At 67.8% G+C, this 22,279-nt stretch carries 22 protein-coding genes; 7 read left to right on the top strand and 15 right to left on the bottom strand.

The genetic code is table 11. From position 1 onward, the window contains the following. Positions 1-84 precede the first annotated feature (84 nt). Together SNE34_RS07405 and SNE34_RS07410 are read right to left on the bottom strand one after the other, a co-directional pair. On the bottom strand, positions 85-744 hold the full coding sequence (locus SNE34_RS07405) for a hypothetical protein (RefSeq protein WP_332616177.1): 660 nt from the start codon (positions 742-744) through the stop codon (positions 85-87). Continuing rightward, the gene (locus tag SNE34_RS07410) at positions 741-1,316 is read right to left on the bottom strand and encodes a hypothetical protein (RefSeq protein ID WP_332616179.1); all 576 of its coding nucleotides are present in this window, start codon (positions 1,314-1,316) and stop codon (positions 741-743) included. The genes SNE34_RS07405 and SNE34_RS07410 overlap by 4 nt, the downstream gene beginning before the upstream one ends. A gap of 398 nt (positions 1,317-1,714) precedes the next feature. Here SNE34_RS07410 and SNE34_RS07415 point away from each other — a divergent pair, with 398 nt between their 5' ends. After that, on the top strand, positions 1,715-2,446 hold the full coding sequence (locus SNE34_RS07415) for a 2OG-Fe(II) oxygenase (RefSeq protein ID WP_332616181.1): 732 nt from the start codon (positions 1,715-1,717) through the stop codon (positions 2,444-2,446). Between the two features lie 24 nt (positions 2,447-2,470). Here SNE34_RS07415 and SNE34_RS07420 read toward each other — a convergent pair whose 3' ends face one another. Together SNE34_RS07420 and SNE34_RS07425 are read right to left on the bottom strand one after the other, a co-directional pair. Further along, positions 2,471-2,908, bottom strand: a complete 438-nt coding sequence (locus SNE34_RS07420) for a response regulator (protein WP_332616183.1) — start codon at positions 2,906-2,908, stop codon at positions 2,471-2,473. Further along, complete coding sequence (locus tag SNE34_RS07425; protein WP_332616185.1) at positions 2,905-4,008, bottom strand: sensor histidine kinase; 1,104 nt, start codon at positions 4,006-4,008, stop codon at positions 2,905-2,907. The genes SNE34_RS07420 and SNE34_RS07425 overlap by 4 nt, the downstream gene beginning before the upstream one ends. A gap of 194 nt (positions 4,009-4,202) precedes the next feature. Between SNE34_RS07425 and SNE34_RS07430 the strand changes: the two genes are divergently transcribed. Beyond that, positions 4,203-6,044 carry an SLC13 family permease gene (locus SNE34_RS07430; RefSeq protein ID WP_332616188.1) on the top strand — a complete coding sequence of 614 codons (1,842 nt, stop codon included), beginning with the start codon at positions 4,203-4,205 and terminating at the stop codon, positions 6,042-6,044. 110 nt (positions 6,045-6,154) lie between these two features. Here SNE34_RS07430 and SNE34_RS07435 read toward each other — a convergent pair whose 3' ends face one another. Beyond that, the gene (locus tag SNE34_RS07435; RefSeq protein WP_332616190.1) at positions 6,155-7,243 is read right to left on the bottom strand and encodes a PA0069 family radical SAM protein; all 1,089 of its coding nucleotides are present in this window, start codon (positions 7,241-7,243) and stop codon (positions 6,155-6,157) included. Between the two features lie 70 nt (positions 7,244-7,313). Here SNE34_RS07435 and cls point away from each other — a divergent pair, with 70 nt between their 5' ends. The 3 genes from cls to SNE34_RS07450 all read left to right on the top strand — a co-directional run bounded on the left by cls (position 7,314) and on the right by SNE34_RS07450 (position 9,872). Next, positions 7,314-8,750 carry a cardiolipin synthase gene (cls, locus tag SNE34_RS07440; protein ID WP_332616192.1) on the top strand — a complete coding sequence of 479 codons (1,437 nt, stop codon included), beginning with the start codon at positions 7,314-7,316 and terminating at the stop codon, positions 8,748-8,750. A 68-nt stretch (positions 8,751-8,818) separates the two neighbouring features. After that, entirely contained in the window at positions 8,819-9,073 is a 255-nt protein-coding gene (locus SNE34_RS07445; protein WP_332616194.1) for a hypothetical protein, read from the top strand. Between the two features lie 25 nt (positions 9,074-9,098). Then, the gene (locus SNE34_RS07450) at positions 9,099-9,872 is read left to right on the top strand and encodes a pyridoxine 5'-phosphate synthase (protein ID WP_332616196.1); all 774 of its coding nucleotides are present in this window, start codon (positions 9,099-9,101) and stop codon (positions 9,870-9,872) included. 93 nt (positions 9,873-9,965) lie between these two features. On the opposite strand, the gene SNE34_RS07455 is transcribed toward SNE34_RS07450, so the two are convergent. The 10 genes from SNE34_RS07455 to dnaA form a co-directional block, all read right to left on the bottom strand. Then, the gene (locus SNE34_RS07455; protein WP_332616198.1) at positions 9,966-10,376 is read right to left on the bottom strand and encodes an ExbD/TolR family protein; all 411 of its coding nucleotides are present in this window, start codon (positions 10,374-10,376) and stop codon (positions 9,966-9,968) included. A gap of 15 nt (positions 10,377-10,391) precedes the next feature. Continuing rightward, positions 10,392-10,817: an ExbD/TolR family protein gene (locus SNE34_RS07460; protein WP_332616200.1), complete on the bottom strand. Its 426-nt coding sequence runs from the start codon at positions 10,815-10,817 to the stop codon at positions 10,392-10,394. 38 nt (positions 10,818-10,855) lie between these two features. Next, positions 10,856-11,599 carry a MotA/TolQ/ExbB proton channel family protein gene (locus tag SNE34_RS07465; RefSeq protein WP_332616202.1) on the bottom strand — a complete coding sequence of 248 codons (744 nt, stop codon included), beginning with the start codon at positions 11,597-11,599 and terminating at the stop codon, positions 10,856-10,858. 91 nt (positions 11,600-11,690) lie between these two features. Then, positions 11,691-12,359, bottom strand: a complete 669-nt coding sequence (locus SNE34_RS07470; RefSeq protein WP_332616203.1) for an energy transducer TonB — start codon at positions 12,357-12,359, stop codon at positions 11,691-11,693. Positions 12,360-12,509: 150 nt separating this feature from the next. After that, the gene (locus SNE34_RS07475; protein ID WP_332616205.1) at positions 12,510-13,733 is read right to left on the bottom strand and encodes a tetratricopeptide repeat protein; all 1,224 of its coding nucleotides are present in this window, start codon (positions 13,731-13,733) and stop codon (positions 12,510-12,512) included. Between the two features lie 122 nt (positions 13,734-13,855). Next, a complete protein-coding gene (locus SNE34_RS07480) occupies positions 13,856-14,662 on the bottom strand; it encodes a M48 family metallopeptidase (protein WP_332616207.1) in 807 nt (268 codons plus the stop codon). A gap of 80 nt (positions 14,663-14,742) precedes the next feature. Continuing rightward, the gene (gyrB, locus tag SNE34_RS07485) at positions 14,743-17,226 is read right to left on the bottom strand and encodes a DNA topoisomerase (ATP-hydrolyzing) subunit B (protein WP_332616209.1); all 2,484 of its coding nucleotides are present in this window, start codon (positions 17,224-17,226) and stop codon (positions 14,743-14,745) included. A gap of 150 nt (positions 17,227-17,376) precedes the next feature. Further along, complete coding sequence (gene recF, locus SNE34_RS07490) at positions 17,377-18,516, bottom strand: DNA replication/repair protein RecF (protein WP_332616515.1); 1,140 nt, start codon at positions 18,514-18,516, stop codon at positions 17,377-17,379. Positions 18,517-18,638: 122 nt separating this feature from the next. Continuing rightward, positions 18,639-19,739, bottom strand: coding sequence for a DNA polymerase III subunit beta (dnaN, locus tag SNE34_RS07495; RefSeq protein ID WP_332616211.1), 1,101 nt, complete (start codon positions 19,737-19,739; stop codon positions 18,639-18,641). Positions 19,740-19,974: 235 nt separating this feature from the next. Next, entirely contained in the window at positions 19,975-21,309 is a 1,335-nt protein-coding gene (gene dnaA / locus SNE34_RS07500) for a chromosomal replication initiator protein DnaA (protein ID WP_332616213.1), read from the bottom strand. A 245-nt stretch (positions 21,310-21,554) separates the two neighbouring features. Here dnaA and rpmH point away from each other — a divergent pair, with 245 nt between their 5' ends. Together rpmH and rnpA are read left to right on the top strand one after the other, a co-directional pair. After that, positions 21,555-21,695, top strand: a complete 141-nt coding sequence (rpmH, locus tag SNE34_RS07505; RefSeq protein WP_031374044.1) for a 50S ribosomal protein L34 — start codon at positions 21,555-21,557, stop codon at positions 21,693-21,695. A 49-nt stretch (positions 21,696-21,744) separates the two neighbouring features. Next, positions 21,745-22,251, top strand: coding sequence for a ribonuclease P protein component (gene rnpA / locus SNE34_RS07510; RefSeq protein WP_332616516.1), 507 nt, complete (start codon positions 21,745-21,747; stop codon positions 22,249-22,251). The last annotated feature ends 28 nt before the right edge of the window (positions 22,252-22,279 follow it).

The raw sequence follows: 22,279 nt of genomic DNA on the forward strand, positions 1-22,279 counted from the left end.
TTCTCTCCTGGTGTGGGTGTTGCGGGTTGGTACGTCGATGGTTCTTGCCGATGGTTCTTGCGCTTGCGATTTCAGCGTTGCGCCTTACGGTGTGCCCCCCGGCAGCTGGAGCACGATGGCGTTGGCCGAGACGTTCCCGACCCCCGCTGTCTGGTTGACCTGGACCACGCCCTGGCTGCCGTGGAACGCGCCGTCGGCGATCTCCACCTGGCGCAGTCCGCGCGGGGCCTCGGCCCCCTCCGTGGGGTTGCTGCCGGCGACGGCGGCCAAGGCCGCGTCGTCGAGTCCGGTCGGTCCGCTCGTCGCGATGGCGGCGCCGGCATTGCCGAGCGCGAACACGTTGAGTTGGGCGTTGCCGCTGCCGGCGACTTGATTGATCGACAGCAGGCCGGCGCTGCCCGCGAAGGCATGGCCGCCGATGCGCGCGCTGGCATCGCGCTGGCGCAGTTCGGCCACCTGCTCTGGCGACATCGGCAGGTCCTGTTGGATCTGCAACGTGGTCATGCCGAGGCCCCCGGCCGACAGCGCAATCGCGGCGAGGTTGGCTTGCGCGTTGCCGCTGCCGGCGGCGAGGTTGATGGCCGCACGGCCGCCGAGGTCGCGACCGGCGTCGTCACTGATCGAGGCGGCATCCGCCGGCGCGGCTTCCGTGAGCGACGACGGCACGGGACCCTGCTGCGCGATCGCGGGCGCCGACAGCGCGAGTGGCGCGAGCAGCAGCAGGCGCAGCGACATTGCGGTCACGGGCCACCCCCTTGCTGGGTCGGCATGATTGCCGGCAACGCGCCGAACAGGCCGCCGGCCGCGGCGCCTCCACCGACCGCACGGCCGATGGCGCCGCCGCCCATGGCCGCCCCGCCGACCGCCCCGGCGCCGCCGCCGAGGCCGTTGGCGCCCATGCCCGCGGCACGTGCGCCCAGGCCCGGGCCAAGCGGGCTGGACTCGCCGGCGAAGACACGCCGCATCGCCGCTTCCGTGGCCGCACCGGCATGGACGCCGGCCGAGCCGCGCGCGCCTAGCGCATGGTCGCCGAGCAGTTGGCCGGTGACCCCATCAATGGCGGACTGGAACGTCCGCGCCGGGAACAGCGTGGCTTCGGAATGGATCGGGTTTTCCTCGGTGGGAATCCCGCGGTAGGCAATGCGCGGATTGACCGTGCGGGCGATGACCATGCCCGGATCCTTGGCCGACCCGGCGCCGTCCGCATTGGCTGCGGCAGCTGTCGCCTGCGCCGCGGCCTGCGGCGCCAACGCGCAGAACACGACGGCGGCGGCGATGCGGGCGATGGTGGATCGCGGGACGAGGACGGATGACATGCCGGCTCCAGATGCGGCCCGGCGCGAACTGCGCGGGGCAAGTCGAAGCCAAAGCCGATTCCGTGCCAACCTCGCAAGCGATTGTTTTTATTGTTCTTTTCAGCGCGCAACGACCGCGCGCCAGGGACGGCGGCGACGGAACGTTACAGCCGCGAAACGTCGACGCGATGGAAACGCGCCCGAAGCACACCGTCACGTTGCTTGAACGAGTGCGCGCGATCGGTGCGAGGGCCGCGCGGCTGAACGCTGTCGGAGTCTCGGCGGCACCGCGGTCCCGGCGACGTTGCATTCTTGCAAGCCGGTTTGCCCGTGCGAGGATGTCCGCTTTCCCGCAAAGTTGCGTAGTCGCCGACCCGAGATCGCGGCCGCACTGCGGACACCGACGACGAGATCCTTCGATGACCGTTCCGCCCAGCCCAGCCGCGAACGTCGCCGACAACGACTTCATCGAGGTATACGACGGCGCGCTCGACCGCGCGCAATGCGCGGCGCTGATCGAGCGTTTCGGGCGCAGCGGCGACAGCCATCCCGGCCGCGTCGGCGGCGGCGTGCACGTCGACCTCAAGGACAGCCGCGACCTCACCATCAGCGGCCGCGCGGATTGGCGCGATGCCGAGGCCGCGCTCAACACCGCGGTGTTCAACGGCGTGCTGGCCTACCTGCGGCGCTATCCGCATACGCTGATCGCGCCGTTGATGCTGGAGGTCGCCGGCGAGGGTGGCGCGCGCCACCGGCTCACCGCCGAACGTTTGCAGGCGATGGACGACGCGGCGTTGGCACCGGTGGTGAGGACCGTGCTGCGGCCGGCCTCGATCAACCTGCAGCGTTACACCGGCGGCCGTGGAGGCTACCCCTACTGGCACTGCGAGCTGTACCCGCGCGACCCGCGCGCGGAGACGCTGCATCGCCACCTGCTGTGGACGATTTACCTCAACGACGATTTCGAACAGGGCGAGACCGAGTTCCTGTACCAGCGCCGCACGATCACCCCGAAGACCGGCTCGCTGCTGATCGCCCCGGCGGCGTTCACCCATACCCATCGCGGCAACCGCCCGCACGGCGGCGACAAGTTCATCGCGACCAGCTGGGTGCTGTTCCAGCGCGCGGAAACCTTGTTCGGCGCGAGTTGATGCGTCGGCGCGAGGGAGGCGCGGTCAGGCGGTGCGCGGGTGGTTCAACACCAGCCAGTACAGCCCGACCTGCTTGACCGCCCACACGAACTGCTCGAAGTCGACCGGCTTCTGGATGTAGCTGTTGACCCCGAGCGCGTAACTGGCCTCGACGTCGAACGGCTCGGTGCTGGTGGTCAGCACCACCACCGGCAGGGTCTTGGTCGCCTCGTTGGCGCGTACCGCCTGCAACACCTCACGGCCGTCGACCTTCGGCAGGTTGAGGTCGAGCAGCACGATCGAGGGCAGGTCGTCCGGATCGCGCCCGGCATGCTTGCCCTGGCCGAACAGGTAGTCCAGCGCCTCGGCGCCGTCGCCGACCACCACCAGGCGGTTGGCGATCTTGGCCTCGTCGAACGCCAGCCGGGTCAGCTCGACGTCGTCGGGGTTGTCTTCGACCAGCAGGATTTCCTTGTGCATCATCGGCGTGGTCCGGAATCGGCGGCTGGAGACAGGCGGTCGGTGGCGGGAAGGTCGAGATGGAAGGTGCTGCCGACGCCGGCTTCGGATTCGGCGCGCAACCGGCCGTGGTGGCGTTCGGCGATGCGCTGGGCGATCGCCAGGCCGAGTCCGTGGCCGCCGCCCTGGTCCGGCCCGTGCAGGCGCTGGAACGGCTGGAACAGCTTGTGAGCATATCGCATGTCGAATCCGCTGCCGTTGTCGCGCACGTGCAGGTGCAGGCGCTCGCCGTCGCGACGGCCGCCGACCTCGATCCGGGCCGCGGCGCGCTCGCGGGTGAACGTCCAGGCGTTGCCGAGCAGTTGCGTCAGCAGCATTTTGAGCAGATGTTCGTCGCCGTGCGCGGCCAGACCGGGCTGCACCGTCGCCTCGATCACGCGGTCGGGCTCGGCGTCCTGCAGTTCGGCCAGCACCCAGTCGACCAGCAGGCTCACATCGACCGGCCCGGGCTTGAGCTCGACCCGGGTCGCGTGCGACAGGTCGCCCAGCGCCAAGAGCAGGCCGCTCATCCGCGCTGCGGCCTTTCGGACCCGGTCGAGGTGGTCACGGGCGGTGGCGTCGAGCTGGTCGCCGGCGCGGCTGGCCAGTAGTGCCGAGAAGCTCTCGATCGACCGCAGCGGCGCGCGCAGGTCGTGGGCGACGGCGTCGGCAAACAACTGCAGTTGCCGGGTGGAGGCGTCCAGTGCCTCCCTGCGCGCGTCGGCCTCGGCAGTGCGCAGCCGCTCGGCATCGCGCTCGGCGCCGATGTCGCGCAGTTGCACCAGCAGGTATTGCGGCGCGCCGGCGTCGTTGCGCATCACCGCGACGTTGGCGTGCACCCATACGGTCTTGCCATCGCGGTGCAGGTAGCGCTTGGGTGCGTCGATGAACTCGATCCGGCCGGCGAGCAGTTCGTCGAGCGCGGCGCTGGAGCGTTCGAGGTCTTCGGGGTGGGTGAACTCGGCCGCCTCGCGTCCCAGCATTTCGCCGGGCGCATAGCCGAACATGCGTTCGAACACCGGGTTGACCTCGAGCCAGCGGCGGTCGAGGTCGACGATCGCCATGCCGATCCCGGAAGCGGCCATGGCCAGCCGCAGGCTGTGGTCTCCCGGTTGTACGGCTTGCGGTTTGGACATAGACGACCTCGCGCGTTACGGCCCGATTCTAGCGGCAGCAGCGGTGACGGACGGGTGCATGCATGGCCGGACGGACGCTCGCTGGCCGGGGCGCCATCGCCGTCATGATAGGTTGCGTCCCGGTTCTAACGCACAATGCCGGCATGGACCTCCCCTACGTGCTTCAACAGATCACGTTCGACCAGATCCTGTTCCTGTTGATCCTGGCCGGCGCGTTGTATCTGTTCATCAGCGAGCGGCTGCGGATCGACGTGTCCGCGATGGTGGTCCTGCTGGCGATGGTCATTGCCGGCGTGCTCGACCCGGAGCAGGCGCTGAGCGGCTTCGCCAGCGAGCCGGCGATCATTGTCGCGGCGGTGTTCGTGATCTCCGGCGGACTGGCGGCGACCGGCATCACCGAGCACATCGGCCAGTGGATCGGGCGGGCGTCGGGCAAGAGCGAGGCACGCGCGATCGCGGTGACGATGCCGGCGGTCGCGGCGATGGCATCGTTCACCCACCACGTGATGGTGACGGCGATGATGCTGCCGATCCTGACCCGCTTCGCCAAGGCGAACGGCTTGTCGACTTCGCGCCTGCTGATGCCGATGTCACTGGCAGCGTCGCTCGGCACCTGCCTGACCCTGGTCAGCGCGCCGGCATTCCTGCTCGCCGACAACCTTCTGGAGCGCACCGGCGCCGAAGGCCTGGGGATCTTCTCGATCACCCCGATCGGCATCGCCCTGGTGTTCATCGGCATCGTCTACATGTTGCTGACGCGCTGGATCCTGCCCAAGCGCAGCGGCAAGTCCGGCGACGACGAGTACCTGCGGCTGGACCGTTACCGTACCGAACTGCTGGTGGTCGAAGGTTCGCGCTGGAGCACCCGGCCGCTGGCCGAACTGCAGAAGGCGCTGGGCGACCGGTTCCGGATGATCGGCTGGTTGCGCGAGGGCCGGATGCGCCCCGACCTGGGCGCCAGCAGCCCGCTGATCAGCGGCGACGTGCTGCTGGTGGAGGCGTCGGCCGACGCACTCGCATCGCTGCATGACGACAGCGGCCTGGACCTGTATCCGATCGCGCGGTTCGGCGGCACCACCAGCCACGACGCCGACGACGAGGACGACGACGCCCAGCTGGTGCAGGCGGTGGTCGCGCCGGGCTCGGAGTTCATCGGCCGCAGCATCCGCGAGCTGGAGTTCTCGCGCCAGTTCAAGGCGGTGATCGCCGGACTGTGGCGGCGCGGCGCCGACATGACCCCGCGACTGGCCGACGCGCGCCTGCGCGAAGGCGACCTGCTGGTGCTGTGGGGACAACCGACGCGGTTTGCCGAACTGGCCACCCACCACGGCTTCCTGATGCTGGTGCCGTTCTCCGGCGAGGCCAAGCGCCGCGTGCGCGCGCCGTTGGCGCTGGCGATCCTCGGCGTGACGATCATCGCCGCGGTGAGCGAGTGGCTGCCGGTGCCGCTGGCGTTCCTGCTGGGGGCGGTCGCGATCGTCGCGACCCGCTGCGTCGACATCGGCCAGGCCTACCGCGAGATCGACGTGCGGGTGTTCGTGATGATCGCCGGGGTGATCCCGCTTGGCATCGCGATGGAGCAGACCGGCACCGCGCAGCTGCTGGCTTCGGGCCTGCGCGAGGTGGTCGCGGGGTGGCCGGTGCTGGCGGTGTTGCTGGTGTTGTTCACGATGGCCGCGCTGCTGACCCAGATCCTGTCGGACTCGGCGACCACGGTGCTGCTCGGGCCGATCGCGGTCGAGCTGGCACAGTCGCTGGGGCTGGCGCCGACGCCGTTCGTGGTGGTCACCGCGCTGGGTGCGGTGGTCGCGTTCCTGACCCCGATCGGCCACCACGGCAACCTGCTGATCCTCGGGCCGGGGCAGTATCGCTTCGGCGACTTCGTCCGCATCGGGGTGCCATTGACCGCGCTGATCGCGTTCGTATGCGCGTGGATGACGCGCTGGCTGTGGCTGGGCGGGCCGCTATTGCCGACCTTCGGCTGACATTTCCACGGCCTTCCAGCCGATGTAGGAGCGACGTAAGTCGCGACCTGTACATCGCCTCCAACGTTCCGCGGGTCGCGACTTACGTCGCTCCTACAATGGAATCGCTGCTAGAACAGCTCGCCCTGCGGCGTCGGCACACGCGGCGCCACGAACTTCGAACTGTCCAGCGCCGGCAGCCGCCCGAATCCGAGCCGCTTGTAGGCCTTGGCGAACCGTTGCGCGATCAGGTCCGCGAACGGTCCCTGCCCGCGCATGCGGCGCCCGAACGCGGGGTCGTAGTCCTTGCCGCCACGCATTTGCTGCAGCAGGCTCATCACATGCGCGGCGCGCTCGGGATAGTGCAGCTGCAGCCATTCGCGCCAGACCTGCTTGAGTTCATGCGGCAGTCGCAGCAGTACGTAACCGGCGGCGCGCGCGCCGTGTTCGTGCGCGGCCTGCAGGATGTGTTCGAGCTCGTGGTCGGTGACCATCGGCACCACCGGCGCGACCATCACCCCGACCGGCACCCCGGCATCGGCCAGTGCCCGCATCGCGCGCAGCTTCGCGTGCGGCGCCGAGGCGCGCGGTTCCATCCGCGACGCCAGCTTGTTGTCGAGCGTGGTGATCGAAAAATACACACTGACCAGCCGCTCGCGCGCCATCGCCGCAAGCAGGTCGACGTCGCGCTCGATCATCGCGCCCTTGGTGACGAAGCTGACCGGGTGGCGACATTCGGCCAGCAGCTCCAGCACCTCGCGGGTGATCCGGTAGCGTCGTTCGATCGGCTGGTAGGCGTCGGTGTTTATCCCCAGTGCGATCGGCTGGGGGACGTAATTGCGCTTCGCCAGTTCGACCCGCAGGCGTTCGGCGGCGTTGGTCTTGGCGAACAGCCGGGTCTCGAAATCCAGCCCCGGCGACAGATCCAGGTAGGCATGCGACGGACGCGCGAAGCAGTACACGCAGCCATGCTCGCAGCCGCGGTACGGGTTGACGGACTGGCTGAACCCGACGTCGGGCGAATCGTTGCGGCTGACCACGCTGCGCGCGCGTTCCTCGGTGACCACGGTGGCTGGCCGCGGCGTGTCGGCGAGGTCGGCGTACACCGAGTCCCAGCCGTCGTCGATGCCGATCGCCTCGGTCGTCGCATAGCGGCCGGTCACCCGGGACGCGGCGCCGCGGCCCTTGATTGGCGTCTGGGCTTTGCGGGCGTCTTCCATGCGCTTAGCCTAGGCTGGCGCCGTCGCACCGCAAGCGACCGCCCCTGAATCGTTCAGAGACCGTTCCCGCATGCCCGACCTCCTGATCGACCTGTGGCACCAGTTGGTCTCGGTCGAGCATCTCGGCCTGTACCTGACGCTCGGATGGCTGGCCTACGTGCTGTGGCTGGGCTTATGGATCACGTTGCAGAAGCGTGCGCCCGCCGCGACCCTGAGCTGGCTGATCAGCCTCGCTGCCCTGCCCTATCTGGGCTTCCTGATCTATTACTTCTTCGGTCCGCAGCGGATCAAGCGACAGCGCCTGCGCCGGGTGCGCGCACGCGCGTCGCTGCCCGCGCCGCCGGCGGGGCTGGCGCCGAGCGCCGAGGCGATCGAACTGGCGCGGGTGGCCCAGGCCACCACCGGGTTGCCGCCGACCACCGCGACCAGTGCACAGCTGCTGATCGACGGCGCGGCCACGTTCGAGGCGCTGCTTGCCGCGGTGGCGCAGGCACGCGAACACGTGCACCTGGAGTACTACATCTACGAGCCGGACCGCACCGGCGCGGCATTGCGCGACGCGCTGATCGCACGCGCGCGGGCCGGGGTCGAGGTGCGACTGCTGCTCGACGCGGTCGGCTCGGGCAAGGTCTCGCGGCGGTTCCTGCAACCGTTGCTGGACGCCGGCGGCGAAGTCGCGTGGTTCCATCCGATGCGCCTGCGCTGGTTCTGGAAGCGGCCTTGGCTCAACCTGCGCACCCATCGCAAGATCGTGGTGATCGACGGCCGCGTCGCGTTCACCGGCGGCATCAACATCACCGACGCGCAGGACGAGCGCCTGCGCGACGATGCCTACCGCGACCTGCACCTCCGACTGGAGGGCGACGTCGTGCGCTCGCTGCAATTGGTGTTCGTCGAGGACTGGGCGTACGCCACCGGCGAGGCGCCGCTGCGGCTGCCGGACGTGCCACCGCAACCGGGCGCGGTCGCGGCGCAGGTGCTGGTGTCGGGACCGGACTCGTCGTGGGAGGCGATCCACCGCCTGCACGTCGGCGCGATCCACGCCGCCCAGCGCCGGGTCTGGCTGGTCACGCCGTACTTCGTGCCCGGCGAGGCGGCGATGATGGCGCTGACCTCGGCCGCGCTGGGCGGGGTCGACGTGCGCCTGCTGGTGCCGAAGCTCAGCGACAGCCGGCTGGTGACCTATGCCGCGCGCTCGTATTTCGACGACCTGCTCGCCGCCGGCGTGCGGATCTACGAGTACGGTCCGCGACTGCTGCACACCAAGGCGCTGTTGTGCGACGACGCGTTGGCGATCATCGGCAGCGCCAATTTCGACAACCGCAGCTTCCGGCTCAACTTCGAGGTGTCGGTACTGTTCTGCGATCCCGCGCTGGCCGATGGCCTGTCCGGGCTGATCGAGCACGAATGCGGGCGCGCCATTCGCGTTCGCGATGATCGCGACCGGCCATTGTGGCGGACCCGGGTGCCGGAGGCGCTGGCGCGACTGGTGTCGCCGTTGCTCTAGCGCGGATGGCTTCCGGCCGGACCGCGCTCGCCGCTACACTTGTCGGGCCTGCCTTGCGGAGCTTGCCGATGCCCTGGTTGATGTTCCTGTTTGCCGTGGCCGCCCTGCTGGTCGCCTTCAAGACCACCTCGATGGCATTGCTGCTCGCCTGCCTGCTGGTCGCGCTGGTCCTGGTCGTCACCGGAGTCATGCAACTGCTGGCCCGGCGCATCGACAGCCGCAGCCGCGATGCCGGCCTGATGCTCGACCCCGACGAACTGCGCCGCCTGCGCGAGCAGGCCGAGGCGCGCGCATCGGTCGATCCGTTCGATCGGGCCGGATGAGCACGGCCGACCGCTGGCTGCCGCGATGACCGTCCTCAGCGTCAACGTCAACAAAATCGCGGTGCTGCGCAACTCGCGCGGCGGCAACGAACCCGACGTGGTCCGCGCCGCCCGTGCCTGCCTGGACGCCGGTGCCCACGGCATCACGGTGCACCCGCGGCCCGACGCCCGCCACATCCGCGAAGACGACGTCCACGCACTGGCCGCGCTGACCCGCGCCCACGCCGTCGAGTTCAACCTCGAAGGCAACCCGTTCGCGCCGCCACGGCCGGGCTACCCGGGCTTCCTCGCGTTGTGCGAGCAGGTCCGACCGGCCCAAGCCACATTGGTGCCCGACGACGACGGCCAGCTGACGTCCGACCACGGCTTCGACTTCGCCCGCGACGGCGCGCGGCTGCGACCACTGGTCGGACAGCTGCACGACCTCGGCTGCCGGGTCAGCCTGTTCGCCAACGCCGACATCGAACCGGGCGCGGCCGGCATCGAGCACGCCGCAGCCACCGGCGCCGACCGGATCGAGCTGTACACCGGACCTTTCGCCGACGCCTGGGTGGACAGTAGCGCGGAGCCGATGCTGCGGCGTTTCGCCGCGATCGCCCGGCTGGCCGGTGCCGCGGGACTCGGCGTCAACGCCGGCCACGATCTCAACCAGGCCAACCTGGGGGCGTTCCTGAGGGCGGTGCCCGAGGTGCTCGAGGTCTCGATCGGCCACGCCCTGATTGGCGAAGCGCTCTACGGCGGCCTGGCCGCGACGGTCCGCGGCTACCTGACGATTCTCGGGGCCGACCCGGGCCGCTGAGCGCGCGCTCGCACTCCATCGCCGGGACAAAAAAACGCCGCCCTGGGGCGGCGTTTCCAATACGACAGTAGGCAACTGCTATCGATGCTTCGATCAGTTCTGGACGAATCCGATCTTGTTCATGTCCGCGTTCTTGGCGTGCGCCAGCACCTGCGCCAGGATGCCGTAATCGGCGTCCGGGTTGGTGTCGATTTCGAGCTGCGGCTGGTTGGTCGGGTCGCGCTGGACGGTCTCGCGCATCATGTTCGCGATCGTGGACAGCGGGTACGGCGAGTTGTTCCAGTAGACCTGACCCGACGCGTCGATCCGCAGGCTGATCGGCGGTGGTGGCTCGGTCAGCGGCGGCGGCGCGGTGGTGCGCTGCGGCAGGTTGACCTCGATCGGATACGAGGCGATCGGCGCAGTCACCATGAAGATGATCAGCAGCACCAGCATCACGTCGACCAGCGGCGTGACGTTGATGTCGGCCATCGCGCCGCCGCTGGAGTTGGAACTGAAAGCCATGTTCTGTCTCCGGGGTTAGTTGGAGCGATCCTTGATCGCGACGAAGCCGACCTTGCGCATGCCTTGGCGTTGCGCGAGTTCCACCACGTCCCGGATGGACCGGTACTTGGTCGTCTTGTCGCCGCGAACATTGATCTGCGGCTGTGGCGTCTTCTGCGCTTCGACCGACAGGCGGCTTTCGAGCAGTTGCACGGTAACCGGCTCGTCGTTCCAGTACACCTTGCCGTCCTGGGTGATCGCCAAGGTGATCGGCGGTACCTCGGGAGCCTTCTCGTCATACCGACCGATGTCGACTTCCGGCAACGCGACCTCGATTTTGTGCGACATCAACGGTGCCGTGATCATGAAGATGATCAGCAGCACCAGCATCACGTCGACCAGCGGCGTGACGTTGATCTCGGCCATCGGGCCGGTCGCGCTGTTGCCTGTACTGAAGGCCATATCCGAACTCCAACTAACCTTGAGTGACGACGGGTCGCTTAGCGCTTCTGCTCGCCGACGCGCGAACCGGTCGCGAAGAAGTCGTGCAGGTCATGGGCGAAGGTATCGAACTTGTTGTTGGTCAGGCGGTTGGTGCGGGTGAAGAAGTTGTATGCCAGCACCGCCGGGATCGCCACGAACAGACCGAACGCGGTCATGATCAGGGCCTCACCGACCGGGCCAGCCACCGCCTGGATCGACGACTCGCCGCTCTGGCCGAGGCGCAGCAGCGCGTGGTAGATGCCCCAGACGGTACCGAGCAGGCCGACGAACGGCGCGGTCGCACCGACGGTGGCAAGCAGGGTCATGCCGCTTTCAAGGCGCATCGACTCGCGGGTCACGGCCTGGCGCAGGGCGCGATCGACGAACTCGGAGCGGTTCAGCGACTCGACCAGGCGCGAACCTTCGTTGCGCTGGTGGTGTGCCGCGGCCTGGGCGGCATCGAGTGCGATCTTGGAGAACGGCTCACTGCGCTTCTGCTCTTCCATGTAGCGGATCGCGTCCTGCGCGTTGGAGGTTTCCCAGAAGGTGCTCATGACCCGCTCAGAACTGGCGCGCAGGCGCACGTTCTTGATGAAGTTGACCACGATCCAGTAGACCGACAGGACCGAGAACAAGACCAGCGTGACGAACACGATCCATGCGACGGCGTCGAACGCCTGGACCATGTGGGTGAAGCTCATTTGCTGGAATGCTTCGGCGTTGGAGCCTCCAGCAGCGGCAGTGGTGGTTTCCTGAAGCATGATGCTTACCTATGGATGTCGTGGAAGAAGGGACTACGAGTACAGCAACTGGATCTCAACGGAAGCGGCTGGGTGAAGCTTGGGCGCCGCGTCAGTTGAGGTTGAAATCGACCGGGACACGGACCCGGCTGGCAACGGCTACGCCGTTTTTGATCTGCGGGGTGAAGCGCCATTTCCTTGCCGCGTCGACCGCAGCACGGTCGAGGTCACGGTTGCGGCTGGACTTCTCGACCTCGATGTCCAGGACGTTGCCCTGGGCATCGATGCTGATCACCAGGATCACCGTGCCTTCGACCCCGCTGCGCAGCGCATCCGGCGGATAGCGCGGCGGGTTCATCGCCCTGGACGAGGGGTCGACCGAACCGAGGGTGTCTTGCGGCGCCGGCGGTGCCGGCGGTGCCGGCGGCGGCGCCGGCACGTCGACCGGGCTCGGGTCGTCGAACACGACCGGCGGCGGCTCCGGCGGCGGCGGCAACGGGGTCGGCTTCGGCGGCGACAGCTCCTTCGGTGGAGTGATCGGCTTGGGCGGCTCCGGCGGCGGCGGCGGCGGCGGTGGCGGCGGCGGTGGCGGCTTGATGATGTTCACCAAGGTCACCTCTTCCTCCACCGTATCGCTGGGTGGCGGGGCCATCGGCGCGAGCAGCAGCAGCAACGCCGCGCCGTGCACGGTGAGCGCCATGGTGATACCGGCGATGCGCGCCCAGTTCAACCCTTCGCGGTCGTCTTTGTTCTTAGCGGGGATTTCCAAGTCTTGCGTCATTGCGCCGTCAGCTCGGGGAAGGAATGCCGTGCGCCATGGGACGCCGCGGACCGGGTGTGGCCCCCACGCCTTGCCGGCCGTGAGAACCTCCTAGGATATACCAAAGTCTGCCCATGCTTCCAAGCAGAACTTCTTGTTTTCGTGATGCGGTTAACCGCCCGCCGACTGGATGATCGAGGTCGCCTGGTCAGGCTGTTCGAGGCCCTTGGCCTTGGCCTGTTCGGCCGCGGCGCGAGCCTCGTCCTTGCGACCCTCGTTGAGCAGGATCTTGGCCAGGTTGAGGTAGGTGCTGCCGTCCGAGTCCAGCGGTGCCGCCTTCTGGTAGGCCTCGATCGCCGGAGCGGTCTGGCCGGAGAAGTAGTAGCTCTGCGCGAGCGCAACCTGAGTATTGAAGTCGGGTTGCAGGATGCCCTTCTGCAATCCCTCCTCGATGACCTCGATCGCCTGCGTCTCCTGCCCCTTCATGTTGATGTAGGTGACATACAGCTGCTGGTACTCCGACGCCTCGGTGAGCTTGCCCGCGGTGCGCAGCTTCTCCAGCACCGCGATCGCTTTCTCGGGTGTGCCGGCCTGCTGGTAGAGGACCGCCAGGTTCATCTGCGCGCGCTTGTCGTCGGGCTGGGCGGCCGCGACCTGCTCGGCTGTCTGCAGCGCCGCATTGCCCTGGCCACCCTCGACCTGGGCCTGCATCAGCAGCGCCTGCCACTCCGGCTTCGGTGCCTCGCTGGCGGCGATCGCCTGCTCCAGCGCGGTGATCGCCTCCGGGTAGCGCTTCGCCAGGTACAGCGCCTGGCCCTTCATCATCAGGTGCGACGGGTCCTGGCTCTTGGTTTCGGCGAGGAAGCGCTCGATCGTCGCCAGCGCCTCGGTGGGCTTGCCGTTGGCCTGCTGCAGTTGGCCCAGGTTGAACATGGCGTTGTAGTGGGAGTTGTTGTCGAGGCTGTCGAGCTCGACGGCCTGGGCGTAGTACTGCGCCGCCGCCTTGGAATCGCCGCCGGTGTAGGCGACCTGCGCGGCGATCTGCGCGGCATACGCCTTGGCGTAGGCGCTGGCTTCGGCATCGGCGATGACCTGGTCCGCGGCGGCACGCGCCTCGGCGGTCTTGCCCGCCTGGTAAAGCGCGGTCATCGCCTCGAGCGACTTCGCGGTCGTCGCCGCCAACTCGGGTTCCGGGGCTTCGCGGGTCGCCTGCGGGTAGAGCACCGCGGTTTCCGTCTTTTCGACCTTGGCGGTTTTGCCGGCCTTGCGCTCTTCCGCCTGCTTTCGCTCTTCCAGCGAACGCTGGGCGCTGGCTTGTCCAATCACGCCGAACGTGAGCACGGCGGCGACAGCGGCCGCGAGCAGGGCGCGGTTGCGGGGGGTGGGGGACGTCATCGAATCACCTCAATTACTACCCAACGCGGAAGCGTGGACGTGGCGTGAACACCAAGGGGAGGTCACGCTATCAGAAAGTCGTGTCACGACGAAAGTGTGGCCTTGCCGAGTCTGGCGTCTGGCTAACCGCAGTCCGGCGTCCGGCCGGCGGCTCGAGCCTGCTGGTAGGTCGGCATCAGATCGCCCGCGCGGGCGCGCAACTCGTTGATCCGGGACTGCGGGTCGGGGTGGGTCGACAGCCATTCGGGTGCGCGGCTGCCACTGCTGGCGGCGATCATGTTCTGCCACAGGTTGACCGCTTGGCGCGGGTCGAAACCGGCGCGGGCCATCAGGCGCTGGCCAACCACGTCGGCCTCGCCTTCCTGGGCCCGGTTGTTGGGCAGCAGGAAGGCGGCCTGGACCGCCGCGCCGCCCAGTTGCTGGGTGGCCTGGGCGGCGTTGGCGCCATATTGCGAGCCCACCAGCGCGCCGATGATGCCGAGTCCGGCCTGGGCGCCGAGTTGGCGGGTGACGCGCTCGTCGTGGTGGTGGGCGATCACGTGGCCGATCTCATGGGCGATCACCGCTGCCAGCTGGTCCTGGTTGCGGGCGACGTCGAAGATGCCGGTGTAGACGCCAACCTTGCCGCCGGGCAGGGCGAAGGCATTGGGCGATTCGTTGGTGAACAGCGCCACTTCCCATTGCGTGTGGGCGCCGGCCGGCAACTCGCGAGTGATGGTGTTGACCACGCAACGGACGTACGCGGTCTGGCCGGCATTGCGGCTTTGCGGCAGCTTGGCCTTGTACTCGGCGAACGCCTGCGCGCCCATCTGGTCGAGCTGCTGTTGGGACACCGCGCCGACGCGCTGGGTGCGCCCGGTCGGCGAAGTGGTGGTGGCGCAGGCGCCGACCGCGGTCGCGATCGCCAGGCCGAGCAGCAGAGATTTCATGGGCGGTCCCTGTTCCGTGACATTTTGCCGAGGGGTTGGTTGTAGTCCGGCCCGGATGAACAGGCCGTCAAAGCACACCGTCAGACGTCGAGGTTGGAAACCTTCAGCGCGTTGTCCTCGATGAACTCGCGTCGCGGCTCGACCACGTCACCCATCAGGCAGCTGAAGATCTGGTCGGCCGCGACCGCGTCCTCGATCTTGACCTGCAACAAGCGGCGGGTCTCGGGGTTCACGGTCGTGTCCCACAGCTGTTCGGGATTCATCTCGCCCAAACCCTTGAAGCGCTGGATCTGGCGGCCTTTCTTGGCTTCATCGAGCAACCAGGCCTGGGCCTCGGCGAAGCTTTCGACCGGCTGTTCGCGGTTGCCGCGGACGATCTTGGCACCGTCGCGGATCAGCCCGTGCAGCAGCGAGGCTGCCTCGCGCAACGGGCGCAACTCGCCGCCCTCGAACGCCGCCAGCGGCAATACCTGCAGCAGTTCCTCGCCCATGTGGATGCGTCGCACCAGCAGCGCGGCGGGGTGAGCGTCGGTTGCCGGCTGCAGGCTGACGGTGTAGCGCGGCTTGCCCAGGCCACTGCGGTTGAGCCGTTTCTCCAGCGCATCGAGCTCGTGGCGCTCGTCGGTGTTCTGCGCCAGGTGCTCGGAGTCGAGCGGGGTGTAGTCGATCAGCGCTTCCAGCACGTTCGGGTCATACCGATGGGCGTTGCGGGCGATGGTGTCGCGGGCGCCGGCGTAGGCCAGCAGCAGCGTCTCCAGTGCGTTGCCGGTGATCGACGGCTCGCCCTCGGCCGGCACCAGCGCGGCGCCCTCGATCGCGTTGGCGGCGAGGTAGGCGTTGAGCGCGGCATCGTCCTTGAGGTAGATCTCGTTCTTGCCCTGCTTGATCTTGTACAGCGGCGGCAGGCCGATGTAGATATGGCCGCGCTCGATCAGTTCCGGCATCTGCCGGTAGAAGAACGTCAACAGCAGGGTGCGGATATGGCTGCCGTCGACGTCAGCGTCGGTCATCAGGATGATGCGGTGGTAGCGCAGCTTGTCGGGGTTGTACTCGTCCTTGCCGATGCCGGTGCCGAGCGCGGTGATCAGGGTGCCCACTTCCGCGGAAGCCAGCATGCGGTCGAAGCGGGCGCGCTCGACATTGAGGATCTTGCCCTTCAGCGGCAGGATCGCCTGGGTCTTGCGGTTGCGGCCCTGCTTGGCCGAGCCGCCGGCGGAGTCACCCTCGACGATGAACAGCTCGGACTTGGCCGGATCCTTCTCCTGGCAGTCGGCGAGCTTGCCGGGCAGGCCGGCGATGTCGAGCGCGCCCTTGCGGCGGGTCAGGTCGCGGGCCTTACGGGCAGCCTCGCGGGCGCGCGCGGCGTCGACGATCTTGCCGGCGATCGCGCGGGCTTCGTGGGGATGTTCCTGCAGGAACTCCTCCAAACGTGCACCGAACGTGTGCTCAACAACTGGTCTCACGTCGGATGAGACCAGCTTCTCCTTGGTCTGGCTGGAGAAACTCGGATCCGGCACCTTGACCGACAGTACCGCGATCATGCCCTCGCGCATGTCGTCGCCGGACAGGTTGACCTTGGCCTGCTTGGCGATGCCGTTCTGTTCGATGTAGTTGGACAGGGTACGGGTGAGGGCGGCACGGAAGCCGATCAGGTGGGTGCCGCCATCCTTCTGCGGGATGTTGTTGGTGAAGCAGAACATCGTTTCCTGGTAGGCGTCGGTCCACTGGATCGCGACGTCGACGGTGATGCCGTTCTGCTCGCCGGTCACCGAGATCACGTTCGGGTGCAGCGGGGTCTTGAGCTGGGCCAGGTGTTCGACGAACGAGGCGATGCCGCCCTCGTACTGGAACACGTCGCGCCGGCCTTCGCCGCGCTCGTCGGCGAGGACGATCTTGACCCCGGAGTTCAGGAACGACAGCTCGCGCAGGCGCTTGGCGAGGATGTCGTAGTGGAACTGGACGTCGGTGAATATCTCCGCCGCCGGCTTGAAGCGCAGCAGGGTACCGCGCTTGTCGGACGCCTCGAGTTGCTTGAGAGGGTACAGCGGCTCGCCGAGCGCATATTCCTGGCGGTAGTGGAAGCCATCGCGCCAAATGTCGAGCCACAGGTGCTCGGACAGCGCGTTGACCACCGACACGCCGACGCCGTGCAGACCGCCGGAAACCTTGTAGCTGTTGTCGTCGAACTTGCCGCCGGCATGCAACACGGTGAGGATGACCTCGGCGGCCGAGACGTTCTCTTCCTTGTGGATGTCGACCGGGATGCCGCGACCGTTGTCGGACACGCCGACCGAGCCGTCCTCATGCAGGGTCACGACGACTTCGTTGGCGTGGCCGGCGAGGGCCTCGTCGATCGAGTTGTCGACCACCTCGAATACCATGTGGTGCAGGCCGGTGCCGTCATGGACGTCGCCGATGTACATGCCGGGACGCTTGCGCACGGCCTCGAGCCCGCGCAGGACGGTGATTCGACTGGAATCGTAGGCTTGGGAGGTGGCCGGGGCTTCGGTCGACGAGGCGGTGTCGTCCTGAGACGGAGAGGGGTCGTGCTCGGTCTGGGTCATTGCGCAGCAGGCTCCGACGGCGCGGCCGCTGGGTGCGCGACGACGCCGAAAAACGCATTAAATATGTGTTCCCGAGTATAGCGGACGGGGATTGACCGCGCCTGTCGGGACAGCAAGCAACGCGTCGCAGCCGAGTTCCACGTGGAACCTTTAACTACCCCTCGTTACCTGCCCTTGTTCCACGTGGAACAACGAGAACCTCGACGCGACATCCGCGAGGGCCGACGGCGGCTCGGTGCCGGTCACGAAGATCTGGGCCCGGCTCGCCAGCAACCACTGCAGCACCCGTCGCTGGTGTGACCGGTCGAGCTCGGAGGCCAGATCGTCGAAACCCAACACCGGCCACTCGCCGCAGGCCGCTGCGTGGTGTTCGGCCTGGGCGAGCAAGGCGGTCAGGGCGGTCAGTTTGGCCTGCCCGCGCGAGAGCGCCTCCCGTCCCGGGACCGCGGAAAACTCGATCCGCCAATCCGCGCGATGCGGCCCGACCGAGGTGAACCCTGACTGCAGATCGCGCGGCCGTGCGAGCAACAGGGCATCCGCCAGTGACAGGTCGTCGCGCCGCCAGCCAGGCAGGTAACCCAGCCGGGTTTCGCCGAGGGTTGGCGCAAGCTCGGCCGCGAGCCGGGAAAACCCTGGTTGCAGCGCCGTCAGGTAGTGCTCGCGGTGCCGGCCCAAGGGCTCGCCAGCTTCCGCCAGCTCATGGTCCCAGGCGTCGAGCTGGGTATCGGACGCCCGGGCCTTCAGCAGCGCATTGCGCTGCTTCAACGCCCGGGAGTACCGCCGCCACAGCGGGAGAAAACCGGGTTCCACGTGGAACAACCCCCAATCGAGATAGCGTCGACGTCCTTCCCCGGCGCCAGCGATCAACGCATGGCTGCCGGGTTCGAAGGTCACCACTGCCAAGGCGGCGCACATTTCTCCCAGATGGGTGACGGACTGACCGTCGAGTCGTCCTTCCCAAGCATGACCCGCATGCCGCAGGCCGGCCTTGCGAATCCGAGCGACAGGGTCCGCGCCGTCGGCGTTCGAGGGCCGGGCACGGGCGTCATCCCCGCCCACGCAGGACTGCCATTCGACGAAAACCTCAAGCGCGGACTGGCCGCTGCGGACCAGGCCGTCGCGGACCCGGCCGCGAAAGCTGCGTCCGTACGCCATCAGGTGCAGAGCCTCGAGCACGCTGGTCTTGCCGGCGCCGTTGTCACCGGTGATGACGTTAAGTCCCGGCGCAGGCGACAGGTGGACCTGCTCGAAGCGGCGGAACTGATGGATGTCCAGTCGGGTTACATGCATGCGTATGGCTTCCACGGTCGCACCGGAAACACGCCGGCGCCAAAACCGACACGCCCGGGCAAGCCGGGCGTGTCGTTGATGCTACCGTGTTCCACGTGGAACACGCCGATGCGCTGCGCCCTTCAGAGCCGCAGCGGCATCACCACGTGCCGGCACTTGTCGTTGGCGGCCTCGCGAACCAGCGCCGAGGAGTTGGCATCGCGCAGAGCCAGAACCACCTGTTCGCCTTTCAGCGCCGACAACGCGTCCAGCAGGTAATTGACGTTGAAACCGACCGCAAGGTCGTCGACCCGGGTGTCGGCCTCGACCTCTTCCTGTGCCTCCTCCTGCTCGGGGTTGTGCGCGCTGATCTTGAGTTGCCCCGGCGAAACCTCGATCCGAACTCCGCGGTACTTCTCGTTGGACAGGATCGCGGCGCGTTGCAGCGAGGCGCGCAACACCTCCCGGTCGATCTTCACCTCCTTGTCGGCACCGATCGGGATCACCGCCTCGTAGTCGGGGAAGCGGCCGTCGATCAGCTTGCTGGTGAAGGTGACATCGTCGCGCTTGACCCGGATGTGGCCGCGGCCCATTTCCAGTTCGAGCTCGCGTTCGCCACCTTCGAGCAGGCGCTGCAATTCGGTCACGCCCTTGCGCGGCACGATGATCTGGCGCTTGGCCTGGGTGCTGCCCTCGTAGGCCGCCTCGCACAGCGCCAGCCGGTGGCCGTCGGTGGCGACGCAGCGCAGGGTGTCCTCGCGCAGGTCGAACAGCAGGCCGTTGAGGTAGTAGCGCACGTCCTGCTGGGCCATCGCGAACGCGGTGCGCTCGATCAGCTCCTTCAGGGTCGCCTCTGGCACGCGGACCCGTTCGGTCGCCTCAACCTCGTCGATCGACGGGAAGTCGTTGGCTGGCAGGCTCGCCAAGGTGAAACGCGACCGCCCGGCCTGCACCGTGACCTTGTCGGCACCCTGGGCCACCGTGACCTTGCTGCCGTCGGGCAGGGCGCGAACGATGTCGAACAGCTTGCGCGCCGGGATTGTGGTTTCGCCATCTTCGGCGTCGTCGACCGAAATGCGCGACACCATCTCGACTTCCAGGTCGGTACCGGTCAGCGACAGCTGGCCGTCCGTGACCTGGACCAGCAAGTTGGCCAGCACAGGCAGGGTCTGGCGTCGTTCGACCACGTTGACGACCTGGGCCAACGGCTTGAGAAACACTTCTCGTTGCAGGCTGAAACGCATGCGGTCCTTCCCCTATGCCCAATACAAAAGAGTTGAATAAATCAAAAGCTTGATGGTGATGGTGTCGCGCAAAACCCGGGAAAACTGACTCAAACGATTGTTTCTACTGGATTTTTCTCAACGGCAAAGCCCGGTACAACCACCATCCGAACCTTGGAACAAGCTGTGGACAACTTTGATGTCCGAACTCGGGTGTCGAGTTGTCCACAGCTTGTTCCCAGCCGCCACACAGGCCTCACTCACTCAGCTTGCGGATCAGCTTTTCCCAGTCCTCGCGCATCTTGCCGTCCGACTCCATCAACGTGCGGATCTGCCGGCACGCATGCAGCACCGTAGTGTGGTCGCGGCCGGCGAACGCGTCGCCGATCTCCGGCAGGCTGTGCTCGGTCAACTCCTTGGTCAGCGCCATCGCCATCTGGCGCGGCCGGGCCAGCGAGCGGGTCCGCCGTTTCGACAACAAGTCCTTGATCTGCAGGCCGTAGTAGTCTGCCACGGTCTTCTGGATGTTGGGGATGGAGATCGACTGCTGCTGCGAGCGCAGCAGGTCGCGCAGGGTTTCCTGGGCGAACTCGGCGGTAATCGCCCGACCGGTGAAGTTGGCGCGTGCGGTCAGGGTGTTGAGCGCGCCCTCGAGGTCGCGCACGTTGGAGCGCATCTTCTTGGCCAGCAGGAACGCGACCTCCTCGGGGATCGTCGCGCCGCGCTCCTTGGCCTTCGACAGCACGATCTGCGCGCGGGTCTCGAAGTCGGGCGGGTCGATCGCGACCGACAGGCCCCAGGCCAGGCGCGACTTCAGCCGCGGCTCCAGGCCCTCGACCTCGCGCGGGTAGCGGTCGCAAGTCAGGATGATCTGCTGCTTGCCGTCGAACAGCGCGTTGAAGGTGTGGAAGAACTCCTCCTGGGTGCGGTCCTTGCCGGCGAAGAACTGGATGTCGTCGATCAGCAGTGCGTCGACCTGCTGGAACTGGCGCTTGAAGCCGTCCATCGCCTTGTCCTGCAGCGCCCGCATCATCGCGCTGAAGAACTGCTCGCTGCGCAGGTACATGACCCGGGTACCGGGATTGGCGGTGCGCATCGCGTTGCCGGCGGCGAACATCAGGTGGGTCTTGCCCAGGCCGGTGCCGCCGTACAGCAGCAGCGGGTTGTGGGCGCGGTCGCCGGGCTTGAGCGCGGCCTGCCAGGCGGCGGCGCGGCCGAGCTGGTTGCTGCGGCCCTCGACGAAGTTGTCGAAGGTGTAGTGGCTGTCGAGATGGCCGTTGAACGACTCCAGCGGCGACACCACGTTCGGTACGGGCGTTGCGGCGATCGGCGCGGCGACCGGAACGGCGCTGGCGCGCGGCAACGAACCGACCTCGAGGCTGACATCGTCGCTGCCGGCAAAATGCGACAGCAGTTCGCGGATCCGGCCGAGGTAGCGCTCGCGCACGAACTCGACCACGAACGCATTGGGCGCGTACAGCACCGTGGTGTCGTCGCGGCGGCTGGCCTGCAGCGGCTTGAGCCAGGTGTGGACGTCCTCGGCCGGCAGTTCGGCTTCGAGGCGTTCTAGGCAGCGGGGCCAGGCATCCATGGGTCTTTGTTGCTGTCCGGCGGCAGGTCGCGACCGCCCCGCGCAGCACATTGGCGCGCGACGGGAGTCGAATGGGGCCGGCCAGACTATCACCGCCCGGAGGCCGGGAGTAGGCGCCGCGCGCCGATCGCCAGGACGCGCCAGGCGTCGGCGCGCGGCGGCCGCCGGCGGGTCTGGCTTGACCGGCGCGCGCGCGGGCCGCTAGACTTGCCGGTCAATTCCGCACCAGATACCGAGCCGTCCTCATGGCGACCAAGCGCACCTACCAGCCCAGCAACCTCAAGCGCAAGCGCGACCACGGTTTCCGTGCCCGCATGGCGACCGCCGATGGCCGCAAGATCCTCGCGCGCCGCCGCGCCAAGGGTCGCAAGCGTCTCTGCGCCTAAACCGCGCGTTGTGTCGCAGCGGCCGCCCCTCGCCGCCGTTGCCCGCCCAATGACGACGACCCGCTTCCCGCGCAGCGCGCGGGTACGCGCAGGCTCGGACTTCGATCGCATCTTCAAGCATGGCCGGCGCGTGGCGCTGCCCGTGCTTGCATTGCATTGGCAGGCACCTTCGTCGGACCAGCCCGATAGCGCAACCGACGGCCCGCGACTGGGCCTGGCGGTGTCGCGCAAGGTCGATCCGAATGCGGTCGGCCGCAACCGGATCAAACGCGTACTGCGCGAGACCTTCCGCCACCATCGCGCCATGCTGGCCGACGGCGATTACGTCGTGGTCGCGCGGGTCGGCGCCGCCCGCCTCGGCGGTGCGCAGGTGCGCGATGCCTTCCTCAATCTGTTGCAGCGCGCCGGCGCCTTGTCGGCCGATGGGCGTGCGTCGTTGCCCGTGCCTGCCGTGGCCGGCACAATGCCGGCGCCCGCCGGGTCCCGGTCCGAATCCGCTCCGGCCGCGACCGGTTCCCCCTCCATTGCGCCCGCGCCGCCCGTCGACGGCGACTGAGCCTTCCTGTTGTCCGTGAAAACCTTCC

The organism is Novilysobacter erysipheiresistens, from assembly GCF_036663935.1.
GTDB lineage: Bacteria > Pseudomonadota > Gammaproteobacteria > Xanthomonadales > Xanthomonadaceae > Novilysobacter > Novilysobacter erysipheiresistens.

Excerpts from the sequence above, each read along its gene's own strand:
- SNE34_RS07435 (WP_332616190.1), bottom strand. The coding sequence starts at position 7,243 with ATGGAAGACGCCCGCAAAGCCCAGACGCCAATCAAGGGCCGCGGCGCC.
- gyrB (WP_332616209.1), bottom strand. The coding sequence starts at position 17,226 with ATGACCCAGACCGAGCACGACCCCTCTCCGTCTCAGGACGACACCGCC.
- SNE34_RS07480 (WP_332616207.1), bottom strand. The coding sequence starts at position 14,662 with ATGAAATCTCTGCTGCTCGGCCTGGCGATCGCGACCGCGGTCGGCGCC.
- dnaN (WP_332616211.1), bottom strand. The coding sequence starts at position 19,739 with ATGCGTTTCAGCCTGCAACGAGAAGTGTTTCTCAAGCCGTTGGCCCAG.
- SNE34_RS07445 (WP_332616194.1), top strand. The coding sequence starts at position 8,819 with ATGCCCTGGTTGATGTTCCTGTTTGCCGTGGCCGCCCTGCTGGTCGCC.
- rnpA (WP_332616516.1), top strand. The coding sequence starts at position 21,745 with ATGACGACGACCCGCTTCCCGCGCAGCGCGCGGGTACGCGCAGGCTCG.
- rpmH (WP_031374044.1), top strand. The coding sequence starts at position 21,555 with ATGGCGACCAAGCGCACCTACCAGCCCAGCAACCTCAAGCGCAAGCGC.
- SNE34_RS07455 (WP_332616198.1), bottom strand. The coding sequence starts at position 10,376 with ATGGCTTTCAGTTCCAACTCCAGCGGCGGCGCGATGGCCGACATCAAC.
- cls (WP_332616192.1), top strand. The coding sequence starts at position 7,314 with ATGCCCGACCTCCTGATCGACCTGTGGCACCAGTTGGTCTCGGTCGAG.
- SNE34_RS07415 (WP_332616181.1), top strand. The coding sequence starts at position 1,715 with ATGACCGTTCCGCCCAGCCCAGCCGCGAACGTCGCCGACAACGACTTC.
- SNE34_RS07465 (WP_332616202.1), bottom strand. The coding sequence starts at position 11,599 with ATGCTTCAGGAAACCACCACTGCCGCTGCTGGAGGCTCCAACGCCGAA.
- SNE34_RS07430 (WP_332616188.1), top strand. The coding sequence starts at position 4,203 with ATGGACCTCCCCTACGTGCTTCAACAGATCACGTTCGACCAGATCCTG.
- SNE34_RS07425 (WP_332616185.1), bottom strand. The coding sequence starts at position 4,008 with ATGGCCGCTTCCGGGATCGGCATGGCGATCGTCGACCTCGACCGCCGC.
- SNE34_RS07450 (WP_332616196.1), top strand. The coding sequence starts at position 9,099 with ATGACCGTCCTCAGCGTCAACGTCAACAAAATCGCGGTGCTGCGCAAC.
- SNE34_RS07475 (WP_332616205.1), bottom strand. The coding sequence starts at position 13,733 with ATGACGTCCCCCACCCCCCGCAACCGCGCCCTGCTCGCGGCCGCTGTC.
- SNE34_RS07410 (WP_332616179.1), bottom strand. The coding sequence starts at position 1,316 with ATGTCATCCGTCCTCGTCCCGCGATCCACCATCGCCCGCATCGCCGCC.
- recF (WP_332616515.1), bottom strand. The coding sequence starts at position 18,516 with ATGCATGTAACCCGACTGGACATCCATCAGTTCCGCCGCTTCGAGCAG.
- SNE34_RS07420 (WP_332616183.1), bottom strand. The coding sequence starts at position 2,908 with ATGATGCACAAGGAAATCCTGCTGGTCGAAGACAACCCCGACGACGTC.
- SNE34_RS07460 (WP_332616200.1), bottom strand. The coding sequence starts at position 10,817 with ATGGCCTTCAGTACAGGCAACAGCGCGACCGGCCCGATGGCCGAGATC.
- dnaA (WP_332616213.1), bottom strand. The coding sequence starts at position 21,309 with ATGGATGCCTGGCCCCGCTGCCTAGAACGCCTCGAAGCCGAACTGCCG.
- SNE34_RS07470 (WP_332616203.1), bottom strand. The coding sequence starts at position 12,359 with ATGACGCAAGACTTGGAAATCCCCGCTAAGAACAAAGACGACCGCGAA.